General features: G+C 64.1%; 15 protein-coding genes. All 15 read right to left on the reverse strand.

Annotated elements, in window-relative coordinates; translation table 11 throughout:
- Positions 1-41: 41 nt before the first annotated feature.
- On the reverse strand, positions 42-1,313 hold the full coding sequence (locus EDE08_RS34240) for an APC family permease (RefSeq protein WP_131873906.1): 1,272 nt from the start codon (positions 1,311-1,313) through the stop codon (positions 42-44).
- Positions 1,314-1,322: 9 nt separating this feature from the next.
- A complete protein-coding gene (locus EDE08_RS34245) occupies positions 1,323-2,162 on the reverse strand; it encodes a universal stress protein (protein ID WP_131873905.1) in 840 nt (279 codons plus the stop codon).
- A 255-nt stretch (positions 2,163-2,417) separates the two neighbouring features.
- The gene (gene ftsH / locus EDE08_RS34250) at positions 2,418-4,340 is read right to left on the reverse strand and encodes an ATP-dependent zinc metalloprotease FtsH (protein WP_131873903.1); all 1,923 of its coding nucleotides are present in this window, start codon (positions 4,338-4,340) and stop codon (positions 2,418-2,420) included.
- Positions 4,341-4,616: 276 nt separating this feature from the next.
- The gene (tilS, locus tag EDE08_RS34255) at positions 4,617-5,672 is read right to left on the reverse strand and encodes a tRNA lysidine(34) synthetase TilS (protein ID WP_131873901.1); all 1,056 of its coding nucleotides are present in this window, start codon (positions 5,670-5,672) and stop codon (positions 4,617-4,619) included.
- An 81-nt stretch (positions 5,673-5,753) separates the two neighbouring features.
- Positions 5,754-6,812 carry a tol-pal system protein YbgF gene (gene ybgF / locus EDE08_RS34260; RefSeq protein ID WP_131873900.1) on the reverse strand — a complete coding sequence of 353 codons (1,059 nt, stop codon included), beginning with the start codon at positions 6,810-6,812 and terminating at the stop codon, positions 5,754-5,756.
- Positions 6,813-7,000: 188 nt separating this feature from the next.
- Positions 7,001-7,489: a peptidoglycan-associated lipoprotein Pal gene (gene pal, locus EDE08_RS34265; protein ID WP_018641585.1), complete on the reverse strand. Its 489-nt coding sequence runs from the start codon at positions 7,487-7,489 to the stop codon at positions 7,001-7,003.
- 242 nt (positions 7,490-7,731) lie between these two features.
- The gene (locus EDE08_RS34270; RefSeq protein WP_131873899.1) at positions 7,732-8,493 is read right to left on the reverse strand and encodes an N-acyl amino acid synthase FeeM domain-containing protein; all 762 of its coding nucleotides are present in this window, start codon (positions 8,491-8,493) and stop codon (positions 7,732-7,734) included.
- Between the two features lie 162 nt (positions 8,494-8,655).
- Complete coding sequence (locus tag EDE08_RS34275) at positions 8,656-10,986, reverse strand: putative bifunctional diguanylate cyclase/phosphodiesterase (RefSeq protein ID WP_131873898.1); 2,331 nt, start codon at positions 10,984-10,986, stop codon at positions 8,656-8,658.
- Positions 10,987-11,245: 259 nt separating this feature from the next.
- A complete protein-coding gene (gene tolB / locus EDE08_RS34280; RefSeq protein ID WP_165936330.1) occupies positions 11,246-12,589 on the reverse strand; it encodes a Tol-Pal system beta propeller repeat protein TolB in 1,344 nt (447 codons plus the stop codon).
- A gap of 41 nt (positions 12,590-12,630) precedes the next feature.
- Positions 12,631-13,590, reverse strand: a complete 960-nt coding sequence (gene tolA, locus EDE08_RS34285; protein ID WP_131873896.1) for a cell envelope integrity protein TolA — start codon at positions 13,588-13,590, stop codon at positions 12,631-12,633.
- 3 nt (positions 13,591-13,593) lie between these two features.
- Entirely contained in the window at positions 13,594-14,043 is a 450-nt protein-coding gene (tolR, locus tag EDE08_RS34290) for a protein TolR (RefSeq protein ID WP_131873895.1), read from the reverse strand.
- Positions 14,044-14,188: 145 nt separating this feature from the next.
- On the reverse strand, positions 14,189-14,905 hold the full coding sequence (tolQ, locus tag EDE08_RS34300; protein ID WP_028180156.1) for a protein TolQ: 717 nt from the start codon (positions 14,903-14,905) through the stop codon (positions 14,189-14,191).
- A 380-nt stretch (positions 14,906-15,285) separates the two neighbouring features.
- Positions 15,286-15,807 (reverse strand): flavodoxin family protein, encoded by a 522-nt coding sequence (locus tag EDE08_RS34305; protein WP_131873894.1) that lies wholly within the window; start codon positions 15,805-15,807, stop codon positions 15,286-15,288.
- A gap of 139 nt (positions 15,808-15,946) precedes the next feature.
- On the reverse strand, positions 15,947-16,711 hold the full coding sequence (locus EDE08_RS34310; RefSeq protein WP_131873893.1) for a serine acetyltransferase domain-containing protein: 765 nt from the start codon (positions 16,709-16,711) through the stop codon (positions 15,947-15,949).
- Positions 16,712-16,946: 235 nt separating this feature from the next.
- A complete protein-coding gene (locus EDE08_RS34315) occupies positions 16,947-17,438 on the reverse strand; it encodes a DUF2852 domain-containing protein (protein ID WP_131873892.1) in 492 nt (163 codons plus the stop codon).
- Between the last annotated feature and the right edge of the window lie 48 nt (positions 17,439-17,486).

Here is a 17,486-nt window from a genome sequence, read left to right on the forward strand (position 1 = left end):
GCGGCTCTCGGCTCGGCAGGCGACCGCGCCTGAAGCCGGCGCTATCCGAAGAGATCGACCAGGAGCAATGCGGCACCTGTAAATAGCCCTGCAAGCGGCACCCAAACGGGCACGACGAACACGCCTGCCGGAGGCTTTGATTCGTTTGCCTTGATTCGAAGCAGTGCCAGATTGACCAAGGCGAAAATCCCAAGCGTCAATCGCGAGGTCCATTCCGCCAATCCCGTCAGCGGAACGCCGAGCGCGAGGATCAGGATGGCGCCGACGCCGAGGAGGGTCGCGACGACCGGCGTCCTGCTTGTGGCATTCACCCTCGCGAGAAGAGCCGGAAGGCTGCCCCGGTCCGCAAGGCCGTACAGCACACGTCCGATCATGATCATGTGAACGATGATTCCATTGACCGTCGCCACGACCGCAATCGCGCTCAGAACCGAAATAGGAAGCCCGGTCAGACGCTGAAATACCAGCGCAAGAGGGGCTGATGAATGCGCGAGCTCGGCCGGCGGCACGGCGACCACCGCAATCCAGGCAACCGCCATGTAGAGTAGCGCCGTCACGCCGAGGGTGATGAAGAGGGCCCAAGGCAGAGTCCGCGAAGGATTCTTCATTTCCTCGGAGATGTTCACCAGGTGCTCGAACCCGATGAACGCAAACACGGCGAGCAGCGAGGTCTGTGCGATCCCGGTCCAGGCTGCCAGGTCGCTCATGGGAGCCCACAATTCGGGCAGCCGAGAGACCAGAGATTCACCCTCGAATAGGCCGGCCCCGATGATGAGGATCAATCCTCCGATTTCCACCACCGTCATCAGTCCAGCGAAGCTGATGGACTGAACCGCGGACCGGCAGGCGATCGCTCCCATCGCAAGCACGACGCCGGCGATGATCCAGGCGGCAGGCAGCGGCAGAAATACGCCGATGTAGCCGGCGCTTCCGACCGTGATGGTAGCCCCTGAAATCGTCGCCGCGGCCACCACGAGCAATCCTGCGACACCGCCGAGCCACTTGTGGTGAAATGCGGCTTCAACGTAGGCCGCCTCGCTCGCCGCAACCGGCAGCCGCGTGCCCAGTTCAGCAAAGGTCCCGGCCGTGATGCCCATCACGACGGCAGCAGCGAGGAACGCCAGAGGCGCATGCATCCCGCTGCGTGCGGCGGCAGCTCCCACCAGGACGTAGATGCCGGCTCCGATCGTGACGCCGAGCCCGTAGAGCACCGCGTGCGTCAGCGTGAGCGATCTGATCAGCTTTGAAGACTTGTGCGGCGTTGTGCTGCTGCCCGTTCGACAAGTGGCAGCATCTGTTCTCACCTCTTGCATGAACGACCGTCAATGCGAGAACAGAATCGGGATCGGCGGTTTAGACAACAGACTTCTCGTCGCACCGCCAAGCACGAATTCGCGCCACCTGGACGTTCCGTACGCGCCCATCACAAGCACGTCGATGCCGTGAGATAGCACGTACACTTCGAGGACCTCGCCGATCGGCTTGCCTTCGGCGTCGATCTTGTCCAGCACAACCTCGATGCCGTGACGGGCCAGGTTCTTTGCCAGTTCTTCGGCGGAACGTTTGGAATCCAAAGCCTTTTCATGCGTGACGGTGACGACGCGCACGTTTTTCGCCCTTTCAAGCAAAGGAAGCGCGTCAGAAACCGCTCGGGCGGCGGTGCGGCTGAAGTCCCAGGCCACGCAAACAGCATCGGGCCGGAATGGACGCGATCGCGGAGCCGTAGGCAGGATCAGCGTCGGCCTGCCGGATTCGAAGATCACCTCCTCGGCATCCCACCGCTCGTGGGATTCCCGCATCGGCATGATCGTGAGATCGCGAAGCCTTGCGTAATCGACCAGCAGCCCCGGCTCGCTTTGGGTTGCACATTGCTCGAAGATGGTCTCATGCCTAATGCCCGACTTTGCGGCCGCCGCTTCGAACGCCGCGAGCAGCGCTTGCGCATTGTGGCGGCTCCTGGCGGCCTCGCGCGCGATCATGGCAGGGATGTCTATGATCGCATTCCCAAGCAAGCTCTCGCGTACTTCCAAATGGACTTCGCAGGAAATGGCTGCGAGGTGCGTATCCAGGACGGCGGCTAGCGAAACCGCATCGTCAATCACCGAGACCGACGTCGGTTCCGGATAGCTCGTCAGGGTCAGCAGAACATCCTTGAAAGCCATGTTTCCCTCCTTAAGGACTTGAGCCTAACGCTGTCGAGGTCCCCCTTCTTGACCCACCGCAACAGGTTCAGCCGAGTTGGCTGTGACAAAACGGCCAAGGCTCGAGTGAAGGGCAGGCGGGAGCAGGAATGCACCGGTTCGGCGGAGCTCACTCCGCTGAGGGATTCAGCGGAGTGCCAGCTCACGAACGCGCGTTCGGGCAAAAAAAAACGCGGCGTTTCCGCCGCGTTCTTCCATTCGGTCTGCCGCTTGCGATCAGGCCTGCGGCTGCGGCTCCAGGCCGGGATCCGGATCGGGACGCGGGCGCGGCTTGCCGGCCGGGGGCACCGCGGAGGCGCGCGGGGTGGTCGGCTCGAGCACGGATTCGCGGTTCGGCTTCTTGCCCTTGAGCAGGTCGACGATCTCGTCGCCGCTCAGCGTCTCGAACTCCAGCAGTCCTTTGGCGAGGGCCTCGAGGTCGGCACGCTTCTCGGTGAGGATACGCGTGGCTTCCTGATAGCCCTCCTCGACCAGACGCCTGATCTCGGAATCGATCTTCTGGACCGTCGCCTCGGACGCGTTCTGCGTGCGCGACACCGACATGCCCAGGAAGACCTCGTCCTGGTTCTCGCCATAGGAGACGGTGCCGAGCTCTTCCGACAGGCCCCAGCGCGTCACCATCATGCGGGCAAGGCGCGTGGCCTGCTCGATGTCGGAGGCGGCACCCGAGGTCACCTTCTCGCGACCGAAGATCAGCTCTTCGGCGACACGGCCGCCCATCATGATGGCAAGGCGCGAGGTCATCTGCTCCAGGGACATCGACAGCTTGTCGCGCTCCGGGAGCTGCATGACCATGCCCAGCGCACGGCCGCGCGGAATGATGGTCGCCTTGTGGATCGGATCGGTTGCGGGCACGTTGAGGCCGACGATGGCGTGGCCGCCCTCGTGATAGGCCGTCAGCAGCTTCTCTTCCTCGGTCATGACGAGCGACTTGCGCTCGGCGCCCATCATCACCTTGTCCTTGGCCTCCTCGAACTCGGCCTGGGTCACCATCCGCTTGTTGCGGCGGGCGGCGGTGAGCGCAGCCTCGTTGACGAGGTTCATCAGGTCGGCGCCGGAGAAGCCCGGCGTGCCGCGCGCGATGGTCTTGAGGTTGATATCCGGCGCCAGCGGAACTTTACGAACATGCACCTTCAGGATCTGCTCGCGGCCGACGACGTCGGGGTTCGGCACCACGACCTGACGATCGAAGCGGCCCGGACGCAGCAGCGCGGGATCGAGCACGTCGGGACGGTTGGTGGCGGCGATCAGGATCACGCCCTCGTTGGCCTCGAAGCCGTCCATCTCGACCAGCAGCTGGTTCAGCGTCTGCTCGCGCTCGTCATTGCCACCGCCGAGGCCGGCGCCGCGGTGACGACCGACGGCATCGATTTCGTCGATGAAGATGATGCAAGGCGCGTTCTTCTTGGCCTGCTCGAACATGTCGCGGACGCGGCTCGCGCCGACGCCGACGAACATCTCGACGAAGTCCGAACCGGAAATGGTGAAGAACGGAACGTTGGCTTCGCCCGCGACCGCACGCGCGATCAGGGTCTTACCGGTGCCGGGAGGACCGACCAGCAGCACGCCGCGCGGAATGCGACCGCCGAGGCGCTGGAATTTGCCGGGGTCGCGCAGGAACTCGACGATCTCCTGCAGGTCCTGCTTGGCTTCGTCCACGCCGGCGACGTCCTCGAAGGTGACGCGGCCATGCGCTTCGGTGAGCATCTTGGCGCGCGACTTGCCGAAGCCCATCGCCTTGCCGGCGCCGCCTTGCATCTGCCGCGACAAAAAGATCCACACGCCGATCAGCGCGATGAAGGGCAGCCAGGAGACCAGCAGCGAGACGAACCAGGGCACATTGTCGCCCGGCGGCTTCGCGGTGATCTGCACCTTGCTGTCATAGAGGCGCTTCACCAGCGTCGGATCGTTCGGCGCGTAGGTCTGGAAGCTCGAGCCGTTGGTGAAGGTGCCGTGGATATCAGGCCCCTGGATCACGACGTCGCGCACATTGCCGCGGTCAACTTCGCTCAGGAGCTGGGAGAAGGCGATGTCCTGCGAGGAGGCCCGCTGACCCGGATTCTGAAACAGCGTGAACAACGCCAACAGCAGCAAGACAATGATGACCCAGAGGGCGAAATTGCGCAGATTGGCGTTCATTGATCTTCCTTCGTGGTCGCGCGGATCGCAACCCTGATCCTTGGGCAGTGGCTTTGGTCAATGCGAGGAAATCCCAAGGAATCCTCATCGTTAGACGGATACAATTTAGGTGCCGCCCCGGTCGCTGCCAAGGGAACGCGATGGGACTATTTATCCCATCTTAGCGCGATTCCCGCGGAAATAATGGCGCCCGATCGGGGGTTTTCCGGCCTGGTTAAGGTGGCCTGACGGCGCGGATGCGAAACGGCCGGTGCCATGATCCGCCCTCATTCGTGCTCATCTCCCGGTGCGCCGCCGGGCCGGTGCCGGTGCAATGTGGATACGCCCGCCGGCAAGGCTGATCAAGGCTCCCGCGAGGGTCTGTTTCAGGACCGGCCGGCCGGTGGCGCGGGCGCGGAGACTTGCGGCCACCGCCTGGTCCAGTGCGGACATCAGGGTTTCAACCTTGCCGAGTTCCGCCGGCCCTTCATGTCCGAGCGCGTTGATCGCCCGCAGCAGGAGCCGCAGCCGGACCTCCTCCGGCAGGGCGGCAAAGGCCGAGGCCTCGAAGCTTCGGCCCCCCGCCTGCGGCGCAACGCCGCGATCCCGCAAACGGAGGAAGCGCTCGGCGCCGTCGGCCAGCACGTCGACCGCCGCATTGGCCCGCGCCAGCCTTGTCGCGAGCCGCGCCAGGTTGCGCGCATCGCCGCCCTCGGCCGCGAGCAGCGGCAGCAGCGCGCGCAGCCGCGGCCGGGTGAAGGCGGTGTCCCGGTTGGTGGGGTCCTCGGCAAAGCCGACCTTCGCCCGCCTCAGGGTCGCGATCAGCTGCGACTTCGGAACATCGAGCAGCGGACGCACCAGCACGATTCCGTCGCGCTCGCTGAGGGGAGCCATGGCCGACAGCCCGGCAAGTCCGCTGCCGCGGAAGAGGCGCATCAACAGCGTCTCGGCCTGGTCGTCGCGGGTGTGGGCCGTCAGCACATGACTCGCGCCCGCGGCACGCGCGGCGTCGGCGAGCAGACGGTAACGGGCCTCGCGCGCTGCCGCAGGCAGCCCCGCCTTCGGCTTTGTGCCGCGCCAGCGCAGGGTCCGGTGCGGCAGCCCGAGCCCGGCGGCGAGCCGCTTGACCTCGCGCGCCTCGCGCGCCGCCTCTCGCCGCAAGCCGTGATCAATCGTGACGACGGTGAGAAGCGGACCGCGTGCGAGGCTGCGCCGCCAGCGCGCCGCAAGCCACATCAGCGCGACCGAGTCGGGCCCGCCCGAGACCGCGAGCACCAGCGCCGGCGCAGCTCTCAGGCCGGCGAAGAGCCGCTTCGCCTCGCGCGCCGAGATCGGAGAATCATCGTCTGACATGACCCGGCCCAGCATCCTCGGCGGATGATCGCGATGTTTAGCGCAGCACCACCCGCGTTGTCAGGATAGAAACGCCGGGCCTCAGCACTTCACCCGCTTCTGCTCGCGATCGACCGCCGCTTTGACGCCGGCGGAGGCGCGCGGATATTTGCGGCCGACCTCGCCGAAGGCGGCGCAGGCGGCCTCCTTCTCCTTCAGCGCGGCGAGCGACTGCCCGAGCCGTAGCAGCGCATCCGGCGCCTTGGCCGATTTCTCGTATTTGGTGGTGACGGCGAGGAAGGCTTCCGCGGAGTCGCGGTATTGCTGGCGCTGGAAGTAGCTTTCGCCGAGCCAGTATTGCGCGTCCCCGACCAGCGGATCGCTCGGAAATTTCTGCGCAAAATTCTTCATAGTCTGCTCGGCAAGCGCATAGTCCTTGCGCTGCATGTAGCCGATGCCGAGGTCGAACTCGTCGCGCGGCGTGGCCGAGGGCGGCAGGGTGGTCAGGCCCGCGCTGCCGGCGGCCGGCGCGGGATAGCCGGATTGGGCCGGCGGATAGCCGGGCTGTGCGGCTGGCGGTACGCCTTGCTGATACCGGGGGCTGGTGTTGGCGAGATCGAGCGGCTCGCCCGGGTTGCGGCCGCCGGCACCGGTTCCCGCCGGCATCGGCTGCTGCCCGCCGCCGAGCGCGCGCGGCGCGCCCGGCGCGTTCGGGTTCTGGTTCGGATCGAACGCATCGCCGCGGCGGCGCGTGCCGGGTGCGCCGGGCGCCGGCTGCTCCTGAATGATCGGCGCAGGGGCGGCGATCTGCGGCTGCTCGTAATTCGGCTGCGCGGCCGGCTGCTGGCGATAGCCCGGCGTGACCTGGGTTGGTGCGATTTGGGCGGGCGGCATCGCCGCAACGTTCGGTGCCTGGCCGGACGCGGCTTGCGCACCGCCTTCGAGCGCCCGCAGCCGCTCCTCGAGCTGGCGATTGCGATATTGCAGCTCTTCGTTCTGGCCGGTGAGCTGGCGCAGCTGGTTCTCCAGCCGCTCGATCCGCATCTCGGGGTCGGCGTCATCCGACTGCGCGAAGACCGGTTGCGCAAGTGCGGGCGAGCACAAAGAGAGCAGCGCGGCGGTCGCCACGGTGCCGGTAAAGACCTTAATTCTGGATGACATCTTGCCCTGACGACAAAAGCGAAATGGCCTGCGACGGAACATTCGACGCGCCCCACATTGAAGTGGAGTACGCCAAAAATGTGACTGCTACCAAGCGGTTTCTGTCACAGAATGCTGAAACGAAACCGGCGCCCGAGAGGGCGCCGGCATAGTCCATTTACGAAGCTGAACGGCGGCTGACTGAAGCGTCAGGAGCTCGCGTTCAAGACGGTGACGGCGCGCCGGTTCTGCGACCAGCAGGAGATGTCGTTACAGACGGCGACCGGCCGTTCCTTGCCGTAGGAGATCGTGCGCATACGGTTCGGATCGATCCCGCGCGAGGCGAGGAACGAGCGCACCGACTGGGCTCTCCGGGCGCCGAGCGCGATGTTGTATTCGCGGGTGCCGCGCTCGTCGGCATGACCTTCGATGGTGAAGCTGTAGCGCGGATAGGTCTGGAGCCACTGCGCCTGCTTCTCCAGGGTCACGATCGCCTGCGGGGTCAGATCGGTCTGGTCGCTTTCGAAGAACACGCGGTCACCCACGTTGACGACGAAATCCTGCTGGCTGCCGGGCGTCGCCGCATTGGCCATCGCATCCGTCGCAGCATTCTTGTTGGCGCAGGCGCCCATCGACAGCGCGACGGCGAGCACCGCGGCCAGCTTCAATCCCTGGAGGATACGCATAGGATGTTTCATTCCGGAGCCTCCACGCTCACGTTAGTCCACTGCTGTCCGGTCTACAGGGGGTTGGTTAAGCGAACGTTCCGTCAACCTTGACGGAACCTTGCCTCAGCCGCTCAAATGCCCCCAGTCAGCGAAAAGCAACCGTCATGGTTAATGATTTGTAAATGTGGCGCGAGGGTGAAGGCAAGCCGCGCCGGCCGGCAAAAGCGTCGGCTTCTGCTGGAATTTTGAGCTGAATCGAGAGGGGGACCGCCTTAGTAGGCCGAACCGACCACCGGAGCCGCCACATCCCGGTTCCGCGGCGTGGTCACCAGCGCGGGACGCGTTGCAGCCTGGCGCGCGGTGCTGCGTGTAAACAGCATGCGTCGCTCGAACGCGCTGGAGCGCATGATCGGGAAACGCGTCAGGATCTTTTCCCGGACCTTGGGATAATCCGAGGCCATCAGCACGGCCTTCTGCGTCGGCCAGCCCGGAAATGAACGCGGCTCGGTGAGAGTCTCTGACAGGAACACGCGGCGGTAGAACGCCTGATGATCGGTCCGCACCATCGAGAGCCCGACATCGGCATTGAAATGCTCGCAGGCAACGAAGGGAAGCCGGACCGTCAGATAAGGCAGTTCGGGGAACCGCTGTTGCATTTCGGGATCGGCAACGAATCGACACGGATCGACAAAGACCTCGCCCCGGTCCAGCCGAGGATGCAGGACGTCGCCGAACACCTCCGTGGTGTAGGACATCCGGCATTCGGACGTCAGAACGTGGATGCGAACGGAACTGCAGAGCTCGTCGTCGACGTAGACGCCGAAATTCCAGACGTTGGGCGCGTCGTCGAAACGGTCCGTCACCCGCTGCGACTCCGACGGCGGGATCAGTCCGGCCTGCAGATAGGCGCGGTAGCGCATCAAGTACAGGTTGTCCTTGTCCTCGGGAGTTTCGATGAGTCGGTAATCGATGCGATCAAACAACGCGGCGCCGCGTGGAAGGAGCGCCGCGCTCGGTTCGGCTCCGGACTTCATCTGCTACCTCTAAACACCAAGCAACTTCCGCGAGTAGTAGCAGATTAATGGCTCCTTAACGAAATTGCAAAGCCTTAGAATTGTTAGGGTTAACCTTTTGGGGCCCGCAATACTACGGAGCTGGCGGGGGCCGGTTGCAATAAAGGAGCCGCGACGAAGGGATCAGGCCGATCGCGACGACGCGATGACGAGCTGGTCGTCAGGCATACGACGGCCATGCGAGGCATTGAGCAATTGACGGACGCGCACCGCCGGAACCGGCCGGCTGAACAGGTAACCCTGCCCTTCGGTCACGGTGCCGTCGGCGCTGATCAGTTCGAGCTGTTCGTTGGTCTCGATACCTTCGACCACGACGGACATGCCGAGGTCGGCGGACAGCCGCGCGACGCCGCGCAGCAGCGTCAGCGGCCGGTCGGTATCGATTCCTTCGAGGAAGGAGCGGTCGATCTTCACTTTCTGCATCGGGAAATTGTGCAGGTAGCTGAGGCTGGAATAGCCGGTGCCGAAATCATCGAGCGAGATACGCACGCCGAGCGCGCGCAGTTGCGACAGGATGTCGTGGGTGAGCTGGGTGTTGCGCAGCAGCGAGGACTCGGTGATCTCGATTTCCAGTCGATGTGCCGGCAGGCCCGACACTTCGAGCGCGTAGCGGATTTCGCTCAGGACGTCGCGCTGATGGAATTGCTGCGGCGAGAAATTGACGGCAACGCTGACGCCGTCCGGCCACTTCATGCATTCCATGCAGGCGCGGCGCAGGATCCAGCGCCCGAGATCGACGATCAGGCCCATGTCCTCGGCGACCGGGATGATGTCGACCGGCGAGACCGTGCCGCGCACCGGATGATTCCAGCGCAGCAGCGCCTCGCAGGTGGTGATCTTGCCGGACTTCAGATTGACCAATGGCTGGTAGAACAGCTCGAATTCCTCGTTCGAGAGCGCCTTGCGCAGGTCGAGCTCAAGGATGCGGCGGGCCTCGACGGTCGCCGCCATCTCGTCGCGGAAGAAGCAGAAGGTGCCGCGACCGTCGGCCTTGGCTCGGTACAATGCCATGTCAGCATTCTTGAGCAGCGTATCGGCGCTGATCTCGCCCGGGGAAGTCAGCGCGATGCCGACGCTGGCGCCGATCTCGACCAGATGGTTTTCGATACGGTAGCGCTCGCTCAGGCGTTCGACGATACGGCGGGCAAGCGCCGAGGCGTCCTCCGGTGAAGAGATGTTCTGCTGGAAGACGACGAACTCGTCGCCGCCGAAGCGGGCGACGAAATCCTCGGGGCGCAGCATCTCGCGCAGGCGATTGGCGACCGCACACAGAAGCTGATCGCCGCAGGGATGACCCAGCGTATCGTTGACTTGCTTGAACTGGTCGAGATCGACGAAGAGCAGAGCCGACAGACGCTCCGAATGGCGCGCGACTGCGAGCAAACGCTCGATCTCGTCCCGAAAATTGACACGGTTCGGCAGCGCCGTGAGATCGTCGTAGCGGGCCAGATGGCTGATCCTGGCCTCGGCGTTGCGGCGCTCCGTGATGTCCTCGAGCAGCAAAACCGCACCGCCATCAGCCATCGGCTGGACGGTCCATGACAGCGAACGATTCCTTTGCGGATCGGGGTCGGCGGTGATGATTTCGTTCGCCTGGGCGGTTTCGATGTCGGAGATGATCGCCTCGCCGCTGGCCGCCGAAATCGATCCCGCTTCGACGCATGCGGCGATGATGTCGCGCGCAGTCGTGCTGGTCTGGGTGAGATTGTCGGGCAGATTCATCATCGCGCCAAAGCGGTGGTTCATCACCGCGAGCTGGCCGTCGATGCGAAACATGCAGAGCCCGTGCGGCATGTTGTTAAGGGCCGTGTCGAACTGGCCGGCGAGCGCGGCCTCGCGCTCGCGCGCGACAACGGCGCGCAAGAATATCCTGTGCAGATTGCCGGAGAGCCGCATGACCGAGAGGAGGAACGCGGCGCACACGACCGACATCGCCATGTAGTAAGGCGTGGCGTGAAGCGCCAGCGCGATCACGGCCGGTCCGAATATCAAGGTGGCCTGCAGACGAAATATCCACTGCCGTCCGTAAGCTCTCCCCGCTCCTCCCGCCACGATTCCGGTGGTGACCGAGAGGGCAATCATGTGAGCGATGGCGTCCTCATTGCTCAGCAGGGTCGTGGAACACCATAGACCGATGGCGGCGGCCTGGATGAGCGCTCCGATCTGGTAGCGCTGCTGCCAACGCGCCGCTTGTTCTGCGCTCAGAACGGATTTTCTGGCCTGGTACCGGCTCAAATCGAAGGCGCGTATGGCTCCCGCAAGAATGAGCAGCGGGACAAATAGCCAAAGCAGCGTCTGTCCCGTCTTGAGCGCCGTCAAGGAGGCCGAGAACGCCGAGAACACTATGCCGGTAAGCACCGTGCCGGGCGCCTCGAACAGCGAATCGGTCAGCGCCGCCGAAATCGTCGGCGAGGCCTGTTCCTCCTGCTCTCCGCTCTGGCTAGCGAACTGCATGTTGGTGTGTACGCGCGTCCTGGTTGGGCGCGTAGTTCTAACCCAACTGAGATGAAGCCTTTCTGAGGGAACATCGTTAAAGTCGGGTTGTTTTTCGGCAATAGCGAACCGATTTTCGCTTAGATATCAAGCAGCTAGGCAAGCCTTGCCGGGCACAAGGTGAAGGAAGTCTTGCCGTGCGCTGCGAACTCGAAAAAATCGGCGCGTTTTTTCGAAAACATCGCGCGTCTGAACACGCGATGTTTTAGCTGCGCTCCCGTCAGCCCGACGTCGAGGACAGCAGCGGCGACCATGCGGGGTCCGAGGCAAAGCCCGGTGTCGGCACCTTCAGCTCGTTGCGGCCGGAGATGTCGACCGTGTACAGCGACGGCCCGCCATTGCCGCCGGGATCGCGGAAGAACATCAGCACGCGGCCGTTCGGCGAGAAGGTCGGGCCCTCGTTGTGGAAGCCGGAGGTGAGCAGCCGCTCACCCGAACCGTCCGGCTTCATGACGCCGATCGAGAACTGCCCGCCGCCTTGCCTGGTGAAGGCGATGTAGTCGCCGCGCGGCGACCACACAGGCGTCGAATAGGTGGCGTTGGTGTCGTCCTTGGAGAAGGAGATGCGCTGCGCAGCACCCCCGCTCGCAGCCATCACGTAGATCTGCGAGCGGCCGCCGCGATCGGACTCGAAGCAGATGCGGGTGCCGTCGGGCGAGTAAGACGGAGACGTGTCGATCGCCGGCGTGTCGGTGAGACGCGTGGTCGAGCGCGAGCGCAAATCCATCACGAACAGGTTGGAATTGCCGCCCTGCTGCAGGCTCATGATGACGCGCTGGCCGTCCGGCGAAAAGCGCGGCGCGAAGGTCATGCCGGGGAAGTTGCCGACGATCTCGCGCTGGCCGGTCTCGATATTGTAGAGATAGACCTTCGGATCGCCCTGGCCGAACTCCATGTAGGTGATCTCTTGAGAGTTCGGCGAGAAGCGCGGCGTCAACACGAGGTCGGAACCGCGGGTCAGATAGCGCACATTGGCGCCGTCCTGATCCATGATCGCAAGCCGCTTGACGCGGCGCTCCTTCGGCCCGGTCTCGTCCACGAACACCACGCGGCTGTCGAAATAGCCCTTCTCGCCGGTCATCCGCTCGTAGATCTGGTCGGAGATGATGTGGGCGATGCGGCGCCAATATTCCGGCGAGGTGAAATATTGCTGGCCGGCGAGCTGCTGACCGGAGATGACGTCCCACAGACGGAATTCGGCCTTGAGGCGGCCGTCCTGCTGCCGCGTCATGCGGCCGGTGACGAGAGCCTGCGCGTTGATGGTCTTCCAGTTCTGGAATTGCGGCGCGACGTCGATGTTGCTGATGCGCTCGATGAAGGCGGCCTGGTCGATCGGCGCGAACAGGCCCGAGCGCTTCAGATTGTTGGTGATGACCTGGGTGACACCGTTGCCGACGTCGCCGTCGGAGGGCGAGCCCGGCACAAAACTGGTGATCGCGATCGGGACTGGCTGAAACTCGGTGGGATCGATGCGCAGTCGCGGCTGCCCCTGAGCGAAGGCGTGTCCACCGCCGAGCATCGCGAGCGTCGACCCGGTCAGGGTCATGAAGCGGCGGCGGTTCATCGATCGGGCGTCATTCATCGCAAAATTCTTTGGTTCGGATGTCACAACATATCTTTCAGACCGAAAGTCATCGGAATGAGCTTCCAGCTCTCGTATTGCTGCTTCGGCATGAACGAATAGACCTGGCACTGCACGATGGCGCGCTTGGCGCTCTCCGCCACCGCCTGCGCGATCGACCGCGACGGTCCCCGCACCGCGACGACGATCGGCTCGGCAGCCAGCGATCCGTCGATCTTCATGGGAATGTCGATGTCGGCTTCGTACTGATCGGCATCCTGCCCGTTATAGGTCGGCGTGAAGCAGCGCTTGACCGCGCCCTGGAAAGCACCGCGCCAGGTCGCGACGTTGGCGACGGCCGTCCCGGTCGCCGCTCCCAGCGACGCCGACGCATTCAGCGCCGATCCAGTCAGCTCGTGCCGTGTCGTGGCGCGCTTGTCGAGGTCGCGCTGGATCTGCGCGGGGTCGAAGGTGCGCTCCTTCGGCTTCGGCTGCTGCTGCGGATGCACCGCCGCGACCTTCTGCTCCACGGGCTTGGGCGGCGGCTTTTTGGTGTCCAGCTTCTTCTGCAGCTCGGCAATCGGATCTTCCTTGGCCGGATCAGGCTTCTTTTCCTGCGGCTTAGGCTCTTCCTTCGGCTTCGCCTCGGCCACGGGCTTCGGCGGCTCGGGCTTCTTCTCGACCGGCTTCTCGACGGGTTTCGGCGGCGGCTCGGGCGTCGAGTTGGTCTTGATCAGCTCTTTCTTCTCGGTGACCTTGCCGACGGCGTCTTCCTCCGGCTTGGGCTCCGCGATCTTCTCGACCTTGGGCTTCGGCTCTTCCTTCTTGCCGGTCTTCTGCCCAGCCATCATCTTGGCGAGCTGATCGGTCGAGATGATGTCGACCGGAAGCGACTCTTCCGGGGCGATGTAGGCCTTGCTGCTAAAGGTGACGAGGCCCCATCCAAGCACGAGGACATGGAGGGCAATCGACGCAACGAGTGTCTTGTCGACGTTCACCTTCACCGCTTACCCCTGATCCGCTTCGGTGACGAGGGCGAGCTTCTTGAATCCGGCGCCGGACAGTAGGCCCATGACCTTGGCCACCGTCCCGTAATCGGCCTTCTTGTCGGCGCGCAGATAGATGCGTTCCTCGAGCCCGCCCCGCGCATCCGTGATCGCCTTCAGCTTGGGTATCAAGTCATTGATCGCGATCTCGGTGTCGTTGATGAACACCTTGCCGTTGATGTCGACCGACATCTGGATCGGCTTCTGGTCGTTGTTCTCGAGGCTCTTGGCCTGGGTCTGGGGCAGGTCTAGCGGCACACCGACCGTCAACATCGGCGCCGACACCATGAAGATGATGAGCAGCACCAGCATCACGTCGACCATCGGCGTGACGTTGATTTCGGCCACGACGGGCTTGCGCCGGCCGCGGCGCCCGCCGCCTCCGGATGAGCTCGCAACGTTCATCGCCATGATCGAGTGCCCAAATTGCCCTTCACAGTAGAGCCAATTCCGTTCCGATGAAATCCGAACGGGGCTCTGGATTCTTGTCTTGACGCGTTTTCTTCACGCGAACCGGTATCCACTTCGCTCGAAAACGCTCCATACATGCCGTCCGTCAGCCCCGCTCGTCGATCTGACGCGACAGGATGGCGGAAAATTCATCAGCGAAGCCCTCCAGCCGCTGGGCCTGCCGGTTCACCTCGGACGTGAACTTATTGTAGAAAATAGTGGCAGGAATGGCGGCGATAAGGCCGACGGCGGTCGCAAACAGCGCTTCCGCGATACCGGGGGCAACAACCGCCAGAGAGGTATTTTTCGACGCCGCGATCGACTGGAAGCTCGACATGATGCCCCAGACCGTGCCGAACAGGCCGACGAAGGGGCCGGCGGAGCCGACGGTCGCCAGCACCAGCAGGCGTCGTTCCAGCCGTTCGACCTCGCGGGCGATCGAGACGTTCATCACCTTGTCGATGCGCATCTGCAGGCCGGCGACCGAGCGCGCATGGCTTTCAAATGAACGCTTCCACTCGCGCATCGCCGCCACGAAGCAGGCTGCCATGGAGTGCGTCGGCTTGGCCGAGAGCGTGCGATAGAGCTCCTCGATCGACTCGCCGGACCAGAACGCCTGCTCGAACCGGTCCATCGAGCGCCGGGTGCGCGCGTAAAGAAAGATCTTGTCGATGGCGATCGCCCAGACCCAGACCGAGCAGGACAGAAGTCCCAGCATCACCGCTTTCACGATCCAGTGAGCCTGCCAAAACAGCGCAATCAGCGACACGTCGGCGGAGGCGGCAACCGGAAGGGCTGACTGAGCCACGTCGGCCGGATTCATAAGCAGTATCCTCTCAAGGCGATCGTTACCTGATGTCCTGGCCAACGATATGGCCGGTTCCCAACAGCCGCGCTAGAATCGGCGCGGCCGGCAAGCCCGCTCAAAGCCTTGTTCTTCTGGGGTGCAGGGCTCGTCCAAGCCGGCCGCCTGCATTCCCCGCCAAGATGTCAAAACTATGGGCCCCGACACGGCTTTGGGCGCGACTGTCCGCAATTACCAGAGCCCGGCGTTGGTTAATGCGCGGTTACCGGCGGCAAATTTGGCTGCCGGAAAGGCTGGCGGGCCAGGGATTTGGCCCGGGCAGCCCCCGGAGGCGGCGGCATCTGGCGGGGAAATCGAGGACAAGACCCGCGGTCCCGGAACCGGGTTTCGAACTCCGCTCAGGCCGCATTCGTCGCTGCACTGCTGCGCCCGTTCGCAATGGCCCGCTGTAGGGCCTCGACGAACGTGGCGAGCCGCGCTCCGTGGTTCGTCGATGCGACCTCGCGCGCAGTGAGGGAAAGACAATCAAGAGGCTGCTTGCCGACGAGCTCCCGCATCTGGCCGAAGACCTGATCGCTGCCGGCCCCGCCAAGCGTGCAGAAGAACGCCACCGCAGGGAGTTTCGACCTGTTTGCGAGCAGGTAGGCACGGACTGGCGAAGACAGCGACCATGCCCAGACCGGGGTTCCGATCACAACGAGATCGTAGAGAGATGGATCCCTGACAGTGGCGTCGATGCGCGATGGGATCTGCCGTCGCGCTTCAACGGCCGAGCGCAGATAACCGAATATCCCCTTGCGGCTACCAGCCTCGGTGATTTCCTCACTGTCACAGGACAGCGCAGCCGCCAGGGATTGAGCAACTTTGCGCGTCGTGCCGGTCCGGGAATAATAGACCACGAGAATCCTTGCGTTCGCCATCGTCGTGCTCCTTGCCTGTGCCCGGCGAACTACATCGCGTCCACGATGTGCGCGGCTTGATTCACGTCAACAGGCGCCGAGAAAGCGTCAAAGCGAGCGTGCGAGAGCGGTGGTAACGCATGCTCGCAGCGAGGGCGCGTCAGGCGGCCGAGACCGTCTCGGGGCAGTTGGTCAGTCGCGCCGGATTGCCGACCGCCGTGCAGCCGGCGGGGATGTCGCTCGTCACAACAGTGCCGGCACCGATTTTTGCAGAATCGCCGATGCTGATGTCGCCGAGAATGCTCGCGCCCGCGCCAATGTAGACGCCGCGGCCGATGCGCGGCGAGCGCGCCGGCAGTTCGCTGCTGCGGCCGATGCTGACGTTCTGGAGGATGGTGACGTCGTCGCCGATGACGACGTTGGCGCCGATCACGATGCCGGTGGCGTGGTCCAGATAGACGGCGGATCCGATGCTGGCAGCCGGATGAATGCTGACCTGGAGCAGGTTCGACGCCTCGTTCTGAAACAGCAGCGCCGCGTCGCGGCGGTCATGACGCCAGAGCCAGTTCGAGACGCGCCAGGCTTGCAGCGCGATGTAACCCTTGTAGTGCAGCAATGGTGGCAGCAGGTCGGCGACAGCGGGGTCGCGGCGCGCGATGGCCGCGAGGTCCCGGCCGGCAGCTTCGATCAGGTCCGGCTCGTCGTGAAAGGCGTCGCGGGAAAAGGATGTGAAGCGCGCGCGCTCGGCGCGGCTGCCAAGCCGCCGCCCGATCAGGTCGGCCAGAGCCGCGGCGAAATCGTCATGGGTAAGGATGGCGCCGGCCAGCGTCTTGCCGAATAAGGGATCGGCAGCTGCCGCACGCTGCGCCTCGCGGCGGATCGCCGGCCAGAGGTCGTCGCTCGCGTCTATCGCAGCTTCCGGCATTGTCGCCTCCGATCCGCGTGCAGCTGTGACGGCGAATATAGGCGGTCCGGATCAAGGCGCCAGCGGTGCCCACGGGATGCGCGTCCGCTCGCGCGCAGCTATCCGGCCTCTCGCGCTAGGGCGAACACGTCGAAGCCAAACCGCCCGCCTGCGGGTTGCGCAAACGGGCGGCTCGGGGCCATCAGGACTTTGGGGGCATGCGCCTGAAGGCTTTGAGAGGCGTCAGGCTTGGATGTCAGCCCTGCTGCTGGTCGGTGGGCGGCGGGGTCGGACGCGTCTTGTGCTGCGCCATGAACTGGTCGAACTCTTCCTTGTCCTTGGCGTGACGCAGACGGGTCAGGAAATCCTTGAACTCGCGCTGCTCTTCCTCGAGGCGCTGCAGCGTCTCGGTGCGATATTCGTCGAAGGCGCGGTTGCCGGAGGACGGCGGGCCGAAGCCAAAGCCGAAGCCGCGGCGCTCCATGCGGTCGCGCATGCGATCCATCCTGTACTGCATCCGCTCCATCTTGTTCTGCCAGCGATCCTGGTGGCTCCAGCACGACATTCTTCTGCTCCCGAGTGTGAAAAAGAGAAGGGCAAGTCCGATCGGCCACCAGATGATGAAGCCGAGGATGGTTACGGCAATCCAGCCGGGATGCCAGGGCGTATCCAGCATGCGGGGACGCTCGTACTGTTGGTATTGGTCCGAAGGGCCGCGCCATCGATTGACATCAGCGGTGTAGGCCATTTCCCATCTCCATCACGGCACCTGCGCCGTTGTGAATGTAAATAACAT

Origin of the sequence: Bradyrhizobium sp. R2.2-H, from assembly GCF_004346455.1 — a bacterium.
In the GTDB taxonomy this organism is placed as follows: Bacteria; Pseudomonadota; Alphaproteobacteria; order Rhizobiales; family Xanthobacteraceae; genus Bradyrhizobium; species Bradyrhizobium diversitatis.